14 protein-coding genes and 1 riboswitch are annotated in these 18,910 nt (G+C 62.0%); of the genes, 7 read left to right on the top strand and 7 right to left on the bottom strand.

Features of this window, described 5'->3' with window-relative positions; translation table 11 throughout:
* Positions 1–402: 402 nt before the first annotated feature.
* The 3 genes from ACO07D_RS07430 to ACO07D_RS07420 all read right to left on the bottom strand — a co-directional run bounded on the left by ACO07D_RS07430 (position 403) and on the right by ACO07D_RS07420 (position 5,174).
* Positions 403–1,212 (bottom strand): hypothetical protein, encoded by an 810-nt coding sequence (locus ACO07D_RS07430; protein WP_421702324.1) that lies wholly within the window; start codon positions 1,210–1,212, stop codon positions 403–405.
* 942 nt (positions 1,213–2,154) lie between these two features.
* The gene (locus ACO07D_RS07425) at positions 2,155–3,777 is read right to left on the bottom strand and encodes a hypothetical protein (RefSeq protein WP_421702323.1); all 1,623 of its coding nucleotides are present in this window, start codon (positions 3,775–3,777) and stop codon (positions 2,155–2,157) included.
* A complete protein-coding gene (locus ACO07D_RS07420; protein WP_421702322.1) occupies positions 3,774–5,174 on the bottom strand; it encodes a class I adenylate-forming enzyme family protein in 1,401 nt (466 codons plus the stop codon). The genes ACO07D_RS07425 and ACO07D_RS07420 overlap by 4 nt, the downstream gene beginning before the upstream one ends.
* 713 nt (positions 5,175–5,887) lie before the next feature.
* Positions 5,888–6,103, top strand: a riboswitch (cobalamin riboswitch).
* Positions 6,104–6,204: 101 nt separating this feature from the next.
* On the opposite strand from ACO07D_RS07420, the gene ACO07D_RS07415 reads away from it, so the two are divergent.
* The 7 genes from ACO07D_RS07415 (at position 6,205) to ACO07D_RS07385 (ending at position 14,512) form a co-directional block, all read left to right on the top strand.
* On the top strand, positions 6,205–6,576 hold the full coding sequence (locus ACO07D_RS07415; protein WP_421702321.1) for a DUF1636 family protein: 372 nt from the start codon (positions 6,205–6,207) through the stop codon (positions 6,574–6,576).
* Complete coding sequence (locus ACO07D_RS07410; protein ID WP_421702320.1) at positions 6,569–7,348, top strand: ABC transporter ATP-binding protein; 780 nt, start codon at positions 6,569–6,571, stop codon at positions 7,346–7,348. The genes ACO07D_RS07415 and ACO07D_RS07410 overlap by 8 nt, the downstream gene beginning before the upstream one ends.
* A gap of 14 nt (positions 7,349–7,362) precedes the next feature.
* Positions 7,363–8,307 (top strand): ABC transporter substrate-binding protein, encoded by a 945-nt coding sequence (locus tag ACO07D_RS07405; RefSeq protein ID WP_421702319.1) that lies wholly within the window; start codon positions 7,363–7,365, stop codon positions 8,305–8,307.
* Between the two features lie 25 nt (positions 8,308–8,332).
* Positions 8,333–9,319, top strand: coding sequence for a FecCD family ABC transporter permease (locus ACO07D_RS07400; RefSeq protein WP_421702318.1), 987 nt, complete (start codon positions 8,333–8,335; stop codon positions 9,317–9,319).
* A 75-nt stretch (positions 9,320–9,394) separates the two neighbouring features.
* A complete protein-coding gene (locus tag ACO07D_RS07395) occupies positions 9,395–10,150 on the top strand; it encodes an SDR family NAD(P)-dependent oxidoreductase (RefSeq protein WP_421702317.1) in 756 nt (251 codons plus the stop codon).
* A 127-nt stretch (positions 10,151–10,277) separates the two neighbouring features.
* Positions 10,278–11,390 carry an efflux RND transporter periplasmic adaptor subunit gene (locus tag ACO07D_RS07390; RefSeq protein WP_421702316.1) on the top strand — a complete coding sequence of 371 codons (1,113 nt, stop codon included), beginning with the start codon at positions 10,278–10,280 and terminating at the stop codon, positions 11,388–11,390.
* Positions 11,387–14,512, top strand: a complete 3,126-nt coding sequence (locus tag ACO07D_RS07385; protein WP_421702315.1) for an efflux RND transporter permease subunit — start codon at positions 11,387–11,389, stop codon at positions 14,510–14,512. Before ACO07D_RS07390 ends, ACO07D_RS07385 begins: the two co-directional genes overlap by 4 nt.
* 3 nt (positions 14,513–14,515) lie before the next feature.
* Here the strand turns inward: ACO07D_RS07385 and ACO07D_RS07380 are convergent, their stop codons facing one another.
* From ACO07D_RS07380 to ACO07D_RS07365, 4 genes are all read right to left on the bottom strand, one after another.
* On the bottom strand, positions 14,516–15,349 hold the full coding sequence (locus tag ACO07D_RS07380; RefSeq protein WP_421702314.1) for an alkaline phosphatase family protein: 834 nt from the start codon (positions 15,347–15,349) through the stop codon (positions 14,516–14,518).
* Positions 15,350–15,504: 155 nt separating this feature from the next.
* Positions 15,505–17,145 carry an ABC transporter ATP-binding protein gene (locus ACO07D_RS07375; RefSeq protein ID WP_421702313.1) on the bottom strand — a complete coding sequence of 547 codons (1,641 nt, stop codon included), beginning with the start codon at positions 17,143–17,145 and terminating at the stop codon, positions 15,505–15,507.
* Complete coding sequence (locus ACO07D_RS07370) at positions 17,142–17,957, bottom strand: ABC transporter permease (protein WP_421702312.1); 816 nt, start codon at positions 17,955–17,957, stop codon at positions 17,142–17,144. Before ACO07D_RS07370 ends, ACO07D_RS07375 begins: the two co-directional genes overlap by 4 nt.
* A complete protein-coding gene (locus tag ACO07D_RS07365; protein ID WP_421702311.1) occupies positions 17,954–18,910 on the bottom strand; it encodes an ABC transporter permease in 957 nt (318 codons plus the stop codon). Before ACO07D_RS07365 ends, ACO07D_RS07370 begins: the two co-directional genes overlap by 4 nt.

Below are 18,910 nucleotides of genomic sequence, written 5' to 3'. Positions count from 1 at the left end.
AAGGCAGTTATGATTTTTGTGTTGGTACGTGTTTGACCGATGGCAAACCAGCGAAGTCGGGTTGTACCTGGTACGGCTTCGCTAATCACAAAGGTCCTGCGGATAGAGACAGCGAACTAATCGATCACACAGGCGGTTTCACAAGGGTCATAGATGGGCATGATCATTGGGCTGGGTTGTGTGCAAGCCAAGGACTAAAATGCCAATACGTTATGGATTGGACTGGGCATCAGGGCCACCTTTGCGATGGCGTAGGTCGTGATGGAACCCGCGTGGCTTGCTGCAAGTAGCAAACAGTAGCTTCGCCCCCGATAGGTCGCTGCCTTGCAAGCCGAGTGCTGCGATCGCAGTGTGCCGCTGCCAGTCCGCAGCGGGCATCTGGCTTGGGGTTCTGCTCGGGACTTAGACAGCCGCCAAATCACCAAGCTTTTCGATATTGAGGATCCGCTCGGGCGGGGTTGCGACCTGCTGCATCATGCAACAGTCGGTTTGTAGCTTTGCGATTTCAAAGCTTGGTTTCGCTGTTTTGAATGCCCAAGCGTCCAGAAAGGTCCGCGCAAGCCCAGGGATTTCGCCCATGTCGACGACGTCGGAATAGCTGGAGTATGGGTGAGTTCCTCGAATGAGCTCCCCACCATTGATGCGGACATGAACAAGGATAGGAACAGTCTCAGAGTTCAGCAGCTGAAGGCCTGATCGATCACCAAACAAACGCCGCACAACGTGCTGATCAAACTCAGACCCGTGGGTCAAGTAATGGTCGAAACCATTGACTAGACCTGACCTAGAAAGGCTAAAATGGACTTGCCTTTCTCTCCGGCCTTGCTTTTCCCCAGGACCAACATCTGCAAGCACTTCACAGAGTTTGTCTTTTACAGAAAACCATTTGGGATGGCGATCAAGGATTTCTCTGAGGCGTTGTTCGCGGTCTGTGGCTCTTAGGGGTTGCAGCCCTGTCCGTTGCACAGAGAGAATTTCTTCGGGTAACAATCTCGTTCCATGGAAAACACAAAACTCACGTGACTGAAGCCAACTCTGAATTTCGCTTGAGGCGGTTAAAATGTCCGTATGGGTGGCCAAATAGTCTCCTGCATCTTCAACATACTCGAAACTAGATGCAGCGAGGTTACCAACTACATGCTTACCCACCAGATCAACTATCAGGTCGCGGAAATCCCCCGCCCACGTCTCAAACTTGTCATAGTAAATCATCAGATCTCCAGTGATGTTAGGCGAACCTGCAACGTCACTGGTCTAGCTTGTTTGGTAAGCGTTGCAAGCGGCGTTCCCTGCACAAAGCGGACTCAGGTTGATGTACAGGCTACTCCTGCAGCTGCTCTGTTGGGTAGATAATAGGTAGCCCACCCAGACAATGCGAATAGCTGGGTCGACCTAGGCCGGCCCTTTTCTATTGCCTGCGGAAAGGAAAATCTTTGCTTCAAAAAAGTTAAGAACTTCAGGGGGTTTTGGAGCTCATGACAAGATCTGTTCAGGAAATCATGCCCTGCAATGGAAAACCTATGCTTCAAAGGCCAACAATTGGAGCATGAAGCATTGGTCTTCCATTTTGGAAGCATAGTTGTTCCATTTTGTTGACTAGCTAGTTTCCCAGATCATCATCAATTCAGAGGGCAGGTAAGTAAGAGTGCTTGGCCTCCGTCGCGTTCCGTGGGCATCTCTGTCATTTCACCTGATCAATGATCCCTTGTTCCCACATCGAGACATCCACGGCTGTTGAACTGGAGAGTCGGGCGGTTAGCGGACGTTCGCTGCGCATCGCGTGAATTGCTGGTATGCGCAGATCGCGGCGTTTGCAAAGTCACACGACGGCCCACAGCGGACAAGCAGCCCGACCTTTAGAAAGGTCCGCTATGGCGTTCCCCTACTCCGGTCCTTCCTTATGAGGGACAGCAGATGCCAGCGGTATTCTGCAGTCTGGGAATCAACAAGTGATCTGCTGAAGAGAGTTCAAGATGAAACCTGCAGGAAAGGGCGGATGCGACGCGTTGAACTTTAATGAGTCAGGAATAGCTGCTCCTATCAGGCAGTATTGAGCCTCCCTCATTGAAGTGGTCTGCACCCACAGTTGGGAAACGGAGGATCAGGTGGTTCAACAACAATGCAGCAGCAGACCGTCCAAGGCGATGGGGACGGTCAGGTGACTGCCTCTTCCTGGATTAGGCGTGCTATGGGCATAACGTTCTGACCCGAGGCAATGCAAATCGACCTTATCCGGTCCAGCGCGAAGTCAAACCATCTCTGGCGGAAAGCTTCGAAGCTCTCATTTGCTGCAACCCCTGGCCCGGGCTCGCAGTCACAGACGATCCTGGCGCCCTTCCAGTAGCTTGCCACCCAGACGATCGGCAGACCGAACCGATGTGCAAGCTGCGGAATGGAATCCGGAAGCGCAAAGTTCACCCGCTCGTGGACCGTCCGATGCAATTGACTTCCCAGCGTGCCGTCGCATGCCAGTCCGACGATCCGCCTCTCCTGGATGTGGCGCATCAGGACGCGAGCGGTTGCGGTCGGGCTTTGGTCCTTTGGGATCGAGTTCAGGCGGTTTCCACCATCCAGGAGCCGAGACATGACGAAGTTGCCCCCGACGATCTCGACAGGAATACTGTTCTTCTCGAGCTGTGCCAGGGTGCCCATTAGGACCCCCGCATGTGTGGTGGCCAGAATAGCAGGGGCCCTGGTTTCGGCGAGTGCACGCAAATGCCCCAGATCAGCCATCTCAAGGGATTCCATGAAGTTGGTCCAGGCAGCAGGGTCTGCTTGCAGGCGAGCCTTGATCTCCTTGCGGTCGGTCGCTCCCTGCCAGACAGAACGCGCCCATGCGCCCGGCGCCTCCACGGGCAAGCCCAGCCATTTCCGGAGCAGATCGCCATGTGGTACCGCGTGGTCCACATCCGCGTGGGGGCGGGTTTTCTTGTGCTGATCAAGGCCGCGATCCGGTGAAGCGCCATGCCGAGCCCGATACTGACGCACCAGATCGAGTGCGGTTTCGGACTTGCCGTCATTTATCAGGAGGTTGCTAGCAGCGGAAAGCAATGTCGGCGACCCAGCACAAATGGCGACATCGGCCAACGTGGTCGAAAGGCTGCCCTGCTTTTCTTCGTCGGAAAAGGTGGCCCAGGCCCGCCTCAAGTACATGTCGAAGCGGTTGTTCGACAAGCGTTCTATTGCAGGCATGCCCTTGATGATTGCGGCTGCGTGGCCATGACGCAGACCACGTTCGATAAAATCAATGAAGGCACTGTGGGGGACCTTGTCATCGACCGTCAAGGTCGCGATCAAATCCGCTGTCTCATCAATGGCGCCAACAGCGAGAAACGACAATGTCGATTGCCGCCGCAATGCCGGGTTGCCGGGATGCGCAGCCAGCGCCTGTTCGGCGATATTGGTGACCTGGGCCCGGTCTCCAAGATCCGTTGCCGCACGGAGTCGCAGCAGGGCGTCGGTTTCTTTGGCCGGCTTGTCATCTGCCTTGATCGCAGCGTCGATCGCATCCAGCGCGGCCCGGGCATCACCGCTTTGATAGTAAGCCCACGCGATGACCCGCAGTTCAGCGGGTCTCGGCGTTTCCATGCCGCGCAACACCTCTATAGCAGCCTCGGGAGTTCCTGCTCGCAGATGTATACGCGCCTGCAGAAGCGCGCCCTGACGGGCATTGATTTCGTCCCCTGATTGGTCAAGCATCGACTGCGCCAGCCCTGGATCGTTGCCGAGAAGGGCTTGGTGGACTTTTGCTTCAGCGCTTGGCATCGCTTGCGTCATGCCGAGCGTCCTTGCTCCATCCGCAGCTGCGCCTTGGAAATCTTGCCAGATGGCGTCATGGGCATCGCCCCAACCTGTACCAACCTGCGCGGGACCTTCCAGCTTACAAGACGGTCCTGGCACCATGTCCGCAGCGCCTTGGTGTCGAGTTCCGGTGTGCCCGTGAAGTAACCGACCACGATTTCGCCAACCCCGTCGTGGGGCTGGGCGATGACCGCCGCTTCGCCGACCCCGGGGTGATCGCGCAACACCGACTCGATCTCTGATGGATAGACGGTATTGCCTGCGGTCTTGATGATTTCCTTTAGCCTGTCGATGAGTTCAAGGTGACCGTCGGCGTCAATACGACCTATATCGCCTGTGCGGAACCAGCCGTCATGGAAGGCTGCGGCGTTGGCAGTGTCATTTTGCCAGTACCCCGGCGTCACAACCGCCCCACGCACCAGGATTTCACCAGGCTCACCCGGTTTGACGGGGGCGAAACCCGTGTCGACAATCCGCATCTCAACGCCCTTTGCAACACTCCCGACATTCCCACCGCCAAGCTGCGCTGTATCCAGCATCATGGCCAGGGGAACGGCTTCGGTCATTGCGTAACCGGTCATGACTTCGCAATCAAAGCGCCGGGCAATCGCATTGGCCATGTTGGGGTCCAGCTTTGTGCCCGCGAGAAGCACCCGCTTCAGATCAGGCAAGGGGTTCTTGGTGTCTCCGGTGGCCTTGAGCATCATGCCGCCCACCATCGGCACGCCAGCCATGAACGTGACCTTGTCGCGGCGCATCGCCTCCAGGATCGTGTCCGGCCGCGGTACAGCAGGTATCGACAAGGTGGCGCCGGCCCGCAGCGCCGTTGCGACAAGGGCGGTTCCGTAGACATTCGCAAGTGGCGCGGCCAATAGGAGCGTGTCCGTGTCATCGACTCGGAAGAAGTCGTGCACCAGCCGGTCGGTCATCGCAAGGAGATTGCCAAGCGTGATGGTTACGCCCTTGGGGGCGCCGGTGGTACCGGATGTGTAGAGCAACGCGGCGATCTGGTCCGCGCTGCCTGACAGTGTCGGGGCATGGCAGGCCACGGGATCGAGGCGGGAGCTTATGTGCGCGATGGTGTCTGCGCCGGTCAAGTCGGCGAAGTCCCCGTGGTCACTGATCATCGCCGCCGCGCCGCTGGCGACGAGCAGCCCTGCCGTGGCGGCCGGTGGAGAGGACGGGTGAACGGGAACCGCAACGAACTCCGTCATCAGCGTGGCAATGAACCCGATGATGGCGTCAGCGGGGGAACGGCAAAGAAGCGCGACCCTGTCCCCCGGTTTCAGGCCAGCAACTTCAAGAGCATCAGCGACGGCCCGGGCTCGCGCGAAGGCATCAGCGCGCGATAGACGTCCGCTGGCGTCGGACAACAGGTCTGATTTACTGGTTGTGAAAAGCTCATCGGACAAAGCTATATTCCGTTCTGTAGCTATAATGGCGACCCGATGCCGCGGATCCATCACATTAGTAAACACGCTGGCACCTGAGTAAACAAGGCACTGCGGTACAACGGCTCGCACCTTTGCCCGTTTGCTCCTTCACTTGCTCGCATCGATCAGATTGCAGAGTTTTGCTGATCGCATTGCCGGCGTCGGCTTGAGCTCTCCAAGCTCAACTCATTTCTGGGATGCTGCCTGGACCATGAAGGCAGTATTCATGGGGGAACCGGCAAATGACTGCTGCGGTCCACCTAGCTGACCTTGAGGCTAATCGCAGCAAAAGACCGCTTCCCGCCCTGGGTGAAGGACGGTCACGACCGCTTTGGGCTGCCTGCGGTCATTCGCCACGATTGCCAAGAGTAGCAGCCTCGGGCCGAAACCGGTCGCAAGATCTTTCAGATCGTGCTGGTGGATGTCACCGACCCCGGCTCCGTCCATGCTGCTGCCGCTGCTGGTCGAACTGATGATCATCGCCGTGCTGCTGACCGCCCACCTGGCGCCCGTGATGTGAGGTGATTCTGTAGAAGTGACACCCCCGGTTGACCTGCCAGGCCCGCACATATCTCGAAGGCCGGACAACACCCGTTTTACGGCGTGTTTCAGCGCTGGCAGGTCCACAATGCTTGACAAACTGCCGCAGGCCGGATTTCTGTAGCGCTGATGGTTCCCGCCAGACCCAAGGTCGCGGGATGAAAAGGGAACACGGTGAGGTGTAGCCATCAGGCGCCAATTCCGTGACTGCCCCCGCAACTGTAAGCGGTGAGCGACGTCGAAGATACCACTGACCTCGAAGGGGTCGGGAAGGTCGACCAAGCTTTGACCCGCGAAGTCAGGAGACCTGCCATCCAAGTTGAAACTGACCCGGAGCGGGGCGCTCTGGAAGGAGGCTGGATGACACGTCTTTCGCGTAAGGACAAACTGGGCACCTTCGTTCTGCGCTTGATGGCAAGCGGGGGCGACCATGTCCCAAACAGATAATCACCAAGACCACACTTTGTTGGTCTGCACGACATGTGCGGGGCCAACTGCGGCGGCACGAATGCGGGCTGCGTTGACAGCGCGACTGCCAACCGGCTTCACCATCCGCCCGGTTGACTGCATGGCGGGATGCGACCACCCGGTGGCCGTCGGCTTTCAGGCGCCAGGCAAGGCCACCTATCTGTTCGGCCCCATCGCCGGGGACGAGGATATCGCGGCCATTGCGGAGTTCGCCCATCAATATGATGCGCATGAAACCGGTTGGACCTCGGCAACCGAGCGCCCGCGCGCGCTCTATGACAAGACCCTGGCCCGCCTGCCCGGGCACAAGTCGCGGGGGTGGGCGCATGCATGATTTTTTGAGTGTCGATAACCTGGAGTATTTTGCGCTGAACGGCGACCGGCTGATCAGCGATGTCTCGTTCGACCTGCCCCGCGGCGCTCGACTGGCGATTGCCGGGCCAAACGGGGCGGGCAAGACCACGCTTTTGAACCTGTTGTCGGGGATCGAGGAAATCGCCCTGGGCGACGTGACCATCGAAGGGCAGAGCCTGCGTGACATGCCGCTGGAGCAGCGGGCCCGCCGCATTGCCCTGGTCAGCCAACATTCGGCCCCGGATGGGCGGTTGAAGCTGCGGGAGTACGTGGCCTTGGGGCAAATGCCGATTTGGGCCGATCATTCTGCCACTGAACATGCCGAGGCCATGGACCGCATCCTGGGCCTGACCGGGCTTGCCGCGCTGGCCGACAAGCCGATGGACCGCTTGTCGGGTGGCGAACGTCAACGGGCGCATATCGCCCGCGCCCTGGCACAGAAGCCGCAGATCCTGTTCCTGGATGAACCGACCAACCACCTCGACCCCGATGCCAAGGGACGCATGCTGTCGCTGGTGGCCGCGCTGGGGGTGACGGTGATCATGGTGGTGCATGACCTTGTGATGATCCCGGAGTTCGCGACCCATGTCGCCCTGATGAAGGACAGCCGCCTGACCGGGTTCGGCTCGGTTACCGAGGTTCTGACCCCCCAGGCAGTCCATGACACGTTCGGCGTCAATTACCTGCTGTTGCCCCATGGCGACCGGCAGATCCCGACGCTGGATATCCGAAAAACAGAAATCCACATCTGAAGGAGTGAGTGAGGATGAAGATGTACCTGCCCGCAGCCGTGCTGCTGGGACTGGCCCAGGCCGCCTCGGCCGAGGTCACGGTGGACAATTGCGGCGCGCCGCTGGTGTTCGAAAAGACGCCCGAACGCATTGTCGTGCATGACATGAACATGACCGACATGGCCTTTGCCCTGGGTCTGCAAGACAAGATCGTCGGCCTGACCGGCATTACCGGCTGGTACAAGACCAGCCCGGATTTCGACGCCATGCGCGGTGACATCCCGGAGCTGGCGCCGAAATACCCCACGGTGGAAAACCTGGTCGCCGCCGAGCCCGACATGTTCTTTGCTGGCTGGTATTACGGCATGAAACCTGGCGGGGACGTGACCCCGGACACGCTCGCCCCCTTCGGCATCCAGACCATGGTGCTGACCGAAAGCTGCGTGCACCTGCACGAAGGCCGCCCGGTCGCCTCGATGGACCTGCTGTTTGGCGACGTGCTGCGTCTGGGCGAGGTCATGGACGTGAGCGACAAGGCCGAGATGCTGGTTTCCGGCTGGAAAGAGCAGCTGGCGGCGATCGAAGCCAAGACGGCGGATGCCGAAAAGCCGCGTGTCTTCCTGCTGGACGGCCCGGCGGACGCGCCCTTTACCTCGGGCAAGTTCGCGATCCCCGACGCGATGATCTCTGCGGCTGGGGGCACCAACGTGACCCATGACATGGACACCAGCTGGGGTCGCACCTCGTGGGAGGCCGTCGCCGCCGCCAACCCGGAGTTCCTGGTCCTGCTGGATTATCAGACCGGCAATGGCGCCGCCGACACGTTCAAGTTCCTGCAGGAACATCCGGTCATGGCCCATATTGACGCGGTCAAAAACGAGCGCTGGATCGGCCTGCGCTACGAAGAGCTGACCCCTGGCCCGGCGAATATCGACGCGATCGAAGCCATAGCGAAAGCCATGCACCCGGATCTGTTCTGAAGTGGGTCGTTTCGGCCTGATACTGATGGGAGGGGCGGCCGTTCTGGTCGCCCTGATCCTTCTGTCCGTGCTCTACGGCACGACCGCCATTCCCCTGGCCGAGGTCTTCGCCGCCATCGCCACGGGGCTTGGCTGGAGCGACGCGGACCCCACCCCGATGGGCCGCATCATCTTTGACCTGCGCCTGCCGCGCGCGCTGTTTTCCGCCATCATCGGCGCGGGGCTGGGCATTGTCGGCGTCGTACTGCAAACCACCACACGCAATGACCTGGCGGACCCGTTCCTGTTCGGCCTCTCCTCGGGGGCCGCTGCCGGCGCCGTGCTGGTCATTACCGTCACCGGCGATGTGCTGGGCATCTGGACCCTGCCGCTGGCCGCCTTCTGCGGCGGTATCGTCGCCTCAGGCATCGTGCTGGCGCTGGTGCAGCGCCTGCGCACCAGCGCACCCGAGAAACTGATCCTGGCGGGCCTCGCCGTGTCCTTCCTGTTCGCCGCCATTACCAATTACCTGATCTTCGCGGGCGATAGCCGCGCGGCCCATTCCGTGATCTTCTGGATGCTCGGCGGGCTTGGCCTGTCGCGGTGGGAGACCTTTCCCCTGGTCCTGCTGGGCCTTGGCATGATCTTCGCCTATGCGCTCTTTCGCCGCCGCTGGCTGGACGCACTTTTGGCGGGAGATGTCACGGCGACCAGCCTGGGCGTGCCTGTGCATCGTCTACGCATGATGATGTTCCTTGTTGCCGCCCTGTCCACGGCGACCTTCGTCTCGGTCGCGGGCGTGATCGGCTTCGTCGGCCTGATGGTGCCCCACCTGGCACGCGGGCTGGCCGGGCCGCTTCATACCCGCCTGGTGCCCACCGCCGCGCTGATCGGTGCGATGCTGCTGACCGCGTCGGACATCCTCTCGCGCCTGCTGCTGGCCCCGCAGGAGCTGCCGGTCGGCGTGGTCACGACCTCGCTGGGGGCGGTCTTCGTCTTTGCGCTGCTCCTGGGAAAACGCGCGCGTCACTAGCGCCCGCACCACCCCGTTGGGTTTCGCCCGCTTTGGCGCTATCACGGGGGCACTCCGGACAGTCACGAGGCTCCCATGACCCAATTCGCCACCTACCCCAGTCTTGAAGGCAAGACCGTCCTCGTCACCGGTGGCGCGTCTGGCATTGGGGCCGAGATCGTGCGCAGCTTCGCAGAACAGGGCGCGCGGGTGGGCGTTGTCGATTTCGACGTGGATACCTCCCACACCCTGCTGTCGACACTCGATGACCGCCACGCCTTCGCTCCCTGCGACCTACGCGACATTGCGGCACTGCGGGCGGCCTTCGCCGATCTGACGGCCCAGCTCGGCCCCGCCCAAGTGCTGGTCAACAACGCCGCACGGGACGATCGGCATGGGTGGCAGGATGTAACGCCGGACTATTGGGATGAACGCATGCAGACCAACCTGCGGCACATGTTTTTCGCGGCCCAGGCGGTCGCGCCCGCGATGATCGAGGCCGGTGGCGGGGCGATCATCAACATGGGCTCCAACGCTCCGAAAGAGGCGGTGGGCGGCATGGCGGCCTATACCACCGCGAAACAGGCGGTACACGGGTTGACCCGCAGCCTCGCGCGGGACCTGGGTCCGCACCGCATTCGCGTGAACACCGTCGTGCCCGGCTGGATCATGACCGAGCGGCAAAGGGCGCTGTGGGCCACGCCCGAAGCCCTGGCGAAACATCTGGACAAGCAATGCCTGCCCGATGCCATCGACCCGGTCCATGTGGCGCGCATGGTGCTGTTCCTGGCCTCGGATGACGCCGCCATGTGTACCGCCGGCGAATACCTGGTCGAAGCGGGCACCGCCTAGGCCAAACATCGGAAATCGGGGAATTTCCGCCGATTTCTGTCAAAAATGACAGTTATATATGTGACTGCCTTTACATTGGGCGGGCAGGCCCCATGTTCAGGGCATTCGACACGGCAGGGATGTTCTTATGCGCGACGACAAGCAGACACAGAGGTTGGAGTTTACCTCGGACCCCGGGGCGGGGCGCTCCAAATATGTCGCGGCAGCGCTGCTAGGGCTTGTCGTCTTGTGGATGGGCAGCGGGATCTTCTTCCCGTCCGCCCCCGAAGAGGACGCGGAAGGCGGCTCCGAGGCTGCCGCCGCAGTAGCGGTGCAGGTCCTGCCCTCAGAAGCGGCCCCTGTCACCCGCCGCTTCGTCGCCAAGGGCCAGGCCCTGCCGCATCGCGACAGTCAGGTGCGCGCGGAAACCTCGGGCAATGTGGTCGAGCTGCTCTTGGACAATGGCGCCACGGTGACCAAGGGCGCGGTGATCGCTCGGATTGACGATACGCAATACCAAAAGGCCGTAGCCGCCGCGCAGGAAGAATTCGACCGCGCCCAACGCGAACTGGACAATGCCCGCACCCTGCGCGAACGGGGCACCGCCACCAATGACCGCGTGATCCAGGCCGAAGTCGATCTGGCCGCCGCCGAAAACACCCTGACCCAGGCCCGCGAGGCTTTGGACGATACCGCCGTCATCGCGCCCTTCGACGGGCGCCTGGAAGAACTGCCCATCGAAGTCGGCGAGTTCATTTCAGCAGGCGAACCCGCCGCTCGGGTCGTCGATATCTCGCCCCTGACCGTCACCATCCAGGTGCCGCAACAGCTGCGCAACCGCCTGATGGTCGGGGCCGAGGCCCAGGTCGCCTTCCTGACCGGCGAGGCCACCACCGGCACGATTCAGTTCGTCGCCGCCGCCGCCGACCCTCATACCCGCACCTTCCTGACCGAGATCGAAGTCGCCAATATCGACGGCGCCATTCCCGCCGGGGTCAGCGCCGAGGTCATCATCGCCACCGGCGAAGTCACCGCGCATTTCATCTCGCCCGCGATCCTGTCACTGGACAGCCAGGGACGGCTGGGCGTGAAGACGGTCACCGAAGACGACCACGTCGCCTTTCACGAGATCACCATCGCCACCGCGGGCACGGACGGGATCTGGGTCACCGGCCTGCCCGATCAGGCGCGCATCATCACTGTCGGCCAGGGTTTCGTCACCGAAGGTGACCTGGTCGCCCCACAGGACACGGCGCAATGAACGCGCTGATCGATTTCGCCTTCGCCCGCACCCGGGTGATCCTGCTGGCGCTGGTGGCCATTCTGTCGATCGGCACATGGGCCTATGTCTCGATCCCGAAGGAGGCCAACCCCGAGGTACCGATCCCCATCGTCTATGTGGTCACCACGCTGGACGGGGTTTCGCCCGAGGATGCAGAACGGCTACTGCTGGAACCGCTTGAGACCGAATTGGGTTCGCTCGAAGGACTGGATGACATCGTCGGTCACGCGGGCGAGGGATACGCAAGCGTACAGATGGAGTTCAACCCGGACCTGCCGGTGGACGAGGCCATCGACAAGGTGCGCGAGGCGGTGGATCGCGCCAAGGCCGACCTGCCTCAGGACGCCGACGATCCCACGGTGCACGAGATCAACACCGCGCTCTTCCCGATCCTGAACATCGTGCTCTCCGGCGCTGTACCAGAGCGTACGCTCAACGACATGGCCACCGCGCTTCAGGACGACATCGAAGGTCTGTCCGGCGTGCTGGAAGTCGATATTGGCGGCACTCGCGAAGACCTGTTGGAGGTCATCGTCGACCCGACCGTCTTCGAGACCTACAACATCACCTTTGCCGAGCTGATCACCCAGGTCACGCAGAACAACCTGCTGGTGGCGGCGGGTTCGATCGACACGGATGCGGGTCGCGTGGTCTTGAAAGTGCCCGGGTTGATCGAAAACGTGCAAAGTGTGCTGAACCTTCCGATCAAGGTTTCGGACGGCACCGTCGTGACGTTCTCGGATGTGGCCACCGTGCGACGCACCTTCAAGGATCCCGAAAGCTTTGCCCGGATTGACGGTCAACCTGCCCTGGTACTTGAGGTCAAGAAACGGGTCGGCGCCAATGTGATCGACACGGTCGCCGCCGTGCGAGAGGTGCTGGCCGCCGCCCAGGCATCCTATCCTGAAACGGTGCAGGTGCAGATCACCTATGACCAAAGCGACGAGGTGGTCACGATGCTGGACGACCTCGAGGCCAACGTGATCACCGCGGTGATTCTGGTAATGATCGTCGTGGTCTGGGCACTGGGCTTCCGATCGGCCCTGCTGGTCGGGCTCGCCATCCCGGGCGCCTTCCTGGCCGGTGTCGCGGCGATCTGGGCGATGGGCTATACGATGAACATCGTCGTGCTCTTCGCGCTGATCCTGGTGGTTGGTATGTTGGTCGATGGCGCCATCGTCACCACCGAACTGGCCGACCGCAAGCTGCAGGAGGGCGTCGAGGTGCACGAGGCCTATGCCTCCGCCGCCAAGCGCATGGCCTGGCCGATCATTGCCTCGACCGCGACCACCCTGTCGGTGTTCTTTCCGCTCCTGTTCTGGACCGGCATTATCGGCGAGTTCATGAAATACATGCCGATCACCGTCATGCTGACCCTGGGCGCGAGCCTGTTCATGGCGCTGATCTTCATCCCCGTGCTGGGCGGCATCATCGGCCGAAGGCAACCGCAATCCGCCCGCGCCAAAGCAACACTGCAAGCCGCCGAACATGGCGATCCGCGCGACATTCCCGGGCTGACCGGCGCCTATATCCGCCTGCTGCAATGGGCCATCCTGCGTCCCGGCGCAGTGGTCATGCTGGCCGTCGCCGCCCTGCTGGCGGGGTTCGGCATCTACGGGCAGTTCGGCCGGGGCCTGGCCTTCTTCCCCGAACCCGAGCCCAGCGCCATGGTGATCGAGGTGCGCGCGCGCGACAATTATTCGATCTGGGAACGCGACGCCCTGGTGCGCCAGGTCGAAGAACGCCTGATCGGCCATGCCGAAATCGACACGGTTTATGCCCGCACGGTCCTGTCCGACCGCGACGACGCCGAGATCATCGGCACCCTGCAACTGCGCATGAACGACTGGGATACCCGCCGCAAGGTGGCCGAGATCATCCCCGAGATCCGCGCCGACATGTCCGACATCGCAGGCGTCGTGGTGCAGGTGCAAACACAAAGCGAAGGGCCTACATCCGGCAAGCCGGTCAACCTGAACCTGGCCTCCGACGACCGGGCAGCGCTGACTGTCGCCACAGAACAGGTGCGTGCACTGATGGACGGGATCGGCGGCTTTACCGATGTGACCGACACCCGCCCCCTGCCCGGCGTTGAATGGGCGCTGGTTCTGGACCGCGAAGAGGCCGCGCGCTTCGGCGCCGACGTCGCCCAGCTGGGCCAGGCGGTGCAGCTGCTGACGCAAGGTGTGGGCGTGGCGACCTATCGCCCCGATGACGTGGATGGGTCGGTCGATATCCGCGTGCGATTCCCGTCCGAGGACCGCACCCTGGACGAGCTGCAAACCCTGCGCATCCCCACCGCCGCAGGCCTGGTGCCGATCAGCAACTTCGTGCGTTTCGAACCGGTTCCCCGGTCTGGCCAGATCACCCATGACGACCAGCGCCGCGTGATCACCATCGAGGCGGACGTCGCCCCCGGCCTGTTGGTCAACGACCAGATCCTTGCGCTGGAGGCCGCCATATCCGAGGCCGGTCTGCCCGGCGACGTGACCCACAGCTTCGCGGGTGAGGCCGAGGAACAGGCCGACGCCATGACCTTCCTGGTTGGCGCCTTCATCACCGCCATCGTGCTGATGTTCGCCACGCTTCTGCTGCAGTTCAACAGCTTCTACCAGGCCTTCGTGGTGATGAGCGCGATCGTCTTCTCGATCGCCGGGGTGCTGGGCGGGCTCTTGATCACCGGCCAGCCCTTCGGCGTGGTCATGGGCGGGATCGGCGTGATTGCCCTGGCGGGCATCGTCGTGAACAACAATATCGTGCTGATCGACACCTACAACGACCTGCGTCGGACCGGTCTGCCGCCGTTGGAGGCCGTCTTGCGCACCGGTGCGCAACGTCTGCGTCCCGTTCTGCTGACCTCGATCACCACCGCCTTGGGGCTGATGCCGATGGTGCTGGCGCTGACCATCAACTTCGGCGCGCGCACGATCCAGGTCGGCGCGCCCTCGTCGCAATGGTGGACGGAACTCAGTTCCGCCATCGCCGGTGGGCTGGTCTTTGCCACCGTGCTGACCCTGGTTGTCACGCCCGCCATGCTGATGCTGGGCGAGCGCAAGTGGTTCAAGGCGCAGCATGCGGCCAAGGCCGCCGCAGCCAAGTAGCGCTTACAGGAAGGGTTTGGCCTTCATCGTCTCGGGGATCGGCACGCCCAGACGCTTGAGAATGGTCGGGGCCAGCTGCAGCTGGTCCAGCCGCTCGTCATAGTCCGGCCCTTCCGCTTCGCCGAAGTAATAGAGCGCAAAGTCCTGCTGCAGCTCACTGTGCCCGCCATGATGGCCGCGCTCGTCCTGGCCGTGGTCAGCGGTCACGATCACCTCGTATCCCGCCTCGCGCCACTTTCGGATGAAGGGGGCCAGCATCTCGTCGGCAACGAAACAGGCGTGGTCCATCTCCGGGCAATCATGATGGAACCGGTGCCCCATGCTGTCCAGCGTACAGGTGTGCAGGATGCCATAGTCCAACCCGTGACGCTGGCACAGGCTGGTGAGCGTGGCATAAAGGTCCACGTCCGAGGGCGTCATCTGATTGGCGTGCCCATAGCCGGTCATCGAATGGAAGCGGCCATGGTTGATCGTCATGCTCTCGGGCTCGTCATATTCGATGTCGCGTACGTAATCGAAAGGGTGGCGGTTGAAGAACTCGGACCAGAAGCTGTGCGTCACCGCCCCGGTTACCCCACCCGCCTTGCGCACTTCGGAAAAGATGTCGGGATGGGACAGGCGGAAGACATTGCCATTGCCGGTGCAGCCATGTTCCTGCGGCGTCACCCCGGTGTGGATCGAGGCGTAACAGCTGGCCGAGGTCGACGGCAGCACCGCGCGCATCTTCCAGCGCTGTGCCTCGCCGCTGTCCACCCAGCCTTCCAGGTTGCCGAACAGGCGGCGCCAATTTCGCCAGGGCACCCCGTCCAGAATGATCAGCAGAAGTTTCCGGTCCATTGCGCGGTCTCCTTTATGCGCGTCGGTTTGGTTGAGCCTAGTGGGGCCAGATCACCGTTTTATGCCAGGTCGCGCCAAGGTTGGTCCTTTTGCGACAGGAATTGCACAAGAATAGGGGCCGCCTTTCAGCAGCCCCCTTCAATCCGTTACGAGGATCAGTTCCCCGCGCTTTCCATCTTGCGGTTGGCGATCACCTCTTCCAGCCAGCCCAGGCGCATTTCCGGCACCGAGGACAGCAGAAGGTCGGTGTAATCGTCGAACGGCGGGCTCAGGACCTCGGTCTTGGTGCCATAGCGCACCAGGTTGCCCTGATACATCACCGCGATGCTGTCCGCGATGGCGCGCACCGTGGCCAGGTCGTGGGTGATGAACAGATAGGCCACATCCTCGATCTCCTGCAGATTCAGAAGCAGGTTCAGGATCTCTTCCGCCACCAGCGGATCCAGCGCCGAGGTCACCTCATCGCAGATGATCAGCTTGGGTTTGGCCGCCAGCGCGCGGGCAATGCAGACACGCTGTTTCTGCCCACCCGACAGCTCGGCCGGATAGCGGTCGATGAAGCTCTCGCCCATCTCGATCTCATCCAAGAGCTCGACGATCCGCTTGCGCTTCTCCGCCCCTTTCAGGCCGAAATAGAACTCCAGCGGGCGGCCGATGATCGTGCCGACGGTCTGGCGCGGGTTCATCGCCACGTCCGCCATCTGATAGATCATCTGCAGCTCGCGCAGGTCGTCCCGCGTGCGGCTTTCCATGTCGCGGGACAGCTCACGCCCATCGAACTCGATCCGCCCGTCGCGCGGCGGCAGCAGGCCGGTGATCACGCGCGCAAGCGTCGACTTGCCGGACCCGGATTCACCAACAACGGCCAGGGTTTGCCCCGGGTGCAGCTCGACATTCACATCATGCAACACGTCGAAGTTCGTGCCTTTGTAGCGCGCGGTGATGTGTTCGCATTTCAGCACCGCTTCTGGGGTCGGCGGCTTTTCCGGGTGTTCGTTGGAGCGGACCGAGACCAGCGCCTTGGTATACTCCTCCTGCGGGGCGTTGATGATCTGATCGACCGTGCCGTATTCCACCGTGTCGCCCATGCGCAGCACCATGATGTCATCGGACACCTGGGCCACGACGGCGAGGTCATGGGTGATATAGAGCGCGGCAACGCCGGTATCGCGAATGGCCTCCTTGATCGCCATCAGCACGTCGATCTGGGTCGTCACATCCAGCGCAGTCGTCGGCTCATCGAACACCACCAGATCAGGCTCGGGACACAGCGCCAACGCGGTCATGCAGCGTTGCAGCTGCCCGCCCGAGACCTGGTGCGGGTAACGATCCCCGATGTTCTCCGGGTCCGGCAGACCCAGTTTCTTGAACAGCTCGATGGCCTTGGCTTCAGCGTCCTTTTTCGAGAACTTGCCCTGGCTGACGGCCGCTTCGGTCACCTGGTCCATGATCTTCTTGGCCGGGTTGAAGCTGGCCGCCGCCGATTGCGACACATAGGTCACCTCGGTCCCGCGCAGGGCGCGCAGGTCCTTCAGCGAGGTGTCCAGGATGTTGCGGCCGTTGACCCAGACCTCGCCGCCTGTCAGCTCGACCCCGCCACGCCCGTAGGCCATGGCGGACAGGCCAATGGTCGACTTGCCGGCACCGGATTCACCAATCAGCCCCAACACCTTGCCCTTTTCCAGGTCGAAGGAGACACCGTGCACGATCTCGATATCCTTGGGCTTTTCGCCCGGCGGATAGACCGTTGCACCGATCTTGAGGTTGCGGACCTTGAGAAGTTTGTCGTCGCTCATCCGCGGCCCCCTTTCAGGCTGGTGGTGCGGTTCAACACCCAGTCGGCAACAAGGTTGACCGAGATGGCCAGCGTGGCGATGGCCACGGCAGGCCACAACGCGGCGCCAATGCCCCAGACGATCCCGTCCTTGTTCTCCTTCACGATCCCACCCCAGTCAGCGGCGGGGGGCTGCACGCCGAGACCCAGGAACGACAGGGTCGAGACAAAGAGCACCATGAAGATGAAGCGCAGGCCCATTTCGGCGACCAGTGGCGACAGGGCGTTTGGCAGGATCTCGCGGAAGATGATCCAGATCCGGCCCTCACCGCGCAGCTTGGCGGCCTCGACGAAGTCCATCACGTTGATGTCCACCGCAACGGCGCGCGACAGGCGATAGACGCGAGTGGCGTCCAGCAGGCCCATGACGATGATCAGCATCGGGATGGTGACCGGCATCACCGACAGCACCACAAGGGCGAAGATCAGCGTCGGGATCGACATGATCAAGTCGACGAAACGGCTCATCGCCTGGTCGATCCAGCCACCGATGACAGCGGCGGTAAAGCCAAGGACCGACCCGGTGGTAAAGCTCACGAAAGTCGCCGCTGTGGCGATGAAGATCGTGGTGCGCCCGCCGTAGATCATGCGGCTCAACAGGTCGCGGCCGATGTTGTCGGTGCCCAGCCAGTGCTTGGCGCTCATCGGTTCCCAGACACCGCCGACCACCTCGGCCATGCCATAGGGGGCAAGCAGAGGAGCGAAGATGGCGACCAGGAAATAGGACGCGGTGAAGATCAGGCCGATCATTGCGGCCAAGGGGATTCTCATCATTTCGGATGCCTCAGACGCGGGTTGGCCAGGATCGAGACGATATCGGCAATCATGTTCAAGCCGATATAGACCGCGGCGAAGATCAGGCCGCAGGCCTGCACCACGGGCACGTCCCGTTTGGACACGTGGTCGACCAGGTACTGGCCCATGCCGGGATAGGCAAAGACGACCTCGACCACGACGACGCCGACGACCAGATAGGCCAGGTTCAGCATCACCACGTTGACGATCGGTGCGATGGCATTCGGGAAGGCGTGACGCGCGATCACCTGGAAGGCCGACAGGCCCTTCAGCTCGGCGGTCTCGATATAGGCCGATTGCATCACGTTCAGGATGGCCGCACGGGTCATGCGCATCATATGCGCCAGAACCACCATGGTCAGCGTGATCGCGGGCAGCAGTACCAGCGTCAAACGCTCACCGAAGGGCATACCGTCATAGACGGTGGCCAGCGGCGGCAGCCAGCGCAGTTTCACCGCAAAGAACAGGATCAACACATAGCCGATGAAGAACTCGGGCAGCGAGATCGAGGCCAGGGTGACGCCCGAAATCAGCTTGTCCGGCCAACGCTCGCGGTAACGCACGGCCAGCAGACCCAGCAGGATCGCCAGCGGAATGGCGATCACCGCCGCTACCCCGGCCAGGAACAGCGTATTGCCCAGGCGGGCGCCGATGGCCTCGGAGATATCAGTGCCGGAGGTCAGGGCAGTGCCGAGGTCCCCGGTCAAAGCCCCACCCAGCCAGGTGAAATAGCGGGTGACGGCAGGTTCGTTCAGACCCATATCGCGGCGCAGGTTGGCCAGCGCTTCGGGCGTTGCGGATTGTCCCAGGATGGATTGTGCGACGTCACCCGGAAGGATCTGGGTGCCGGCGAAAATCAGGACCGAGACGGCGAGGAGGAGGAGGAGGCCCAGCGCAAGGCGCTGGACCACCAGTCGTGTTGCAAGACCCAT

The organism is Aliiroseovarius sp., assembly GCF_965228805.1.
GTDB lineage: Bacteria > Pseudomonadota > Alphaproteobacteria > Rhodobacterales > Rhodobacteraceae > JASBTN01.
This window is presented reverse-complemented; position numbering and strand designations above follow the sequence as displayed.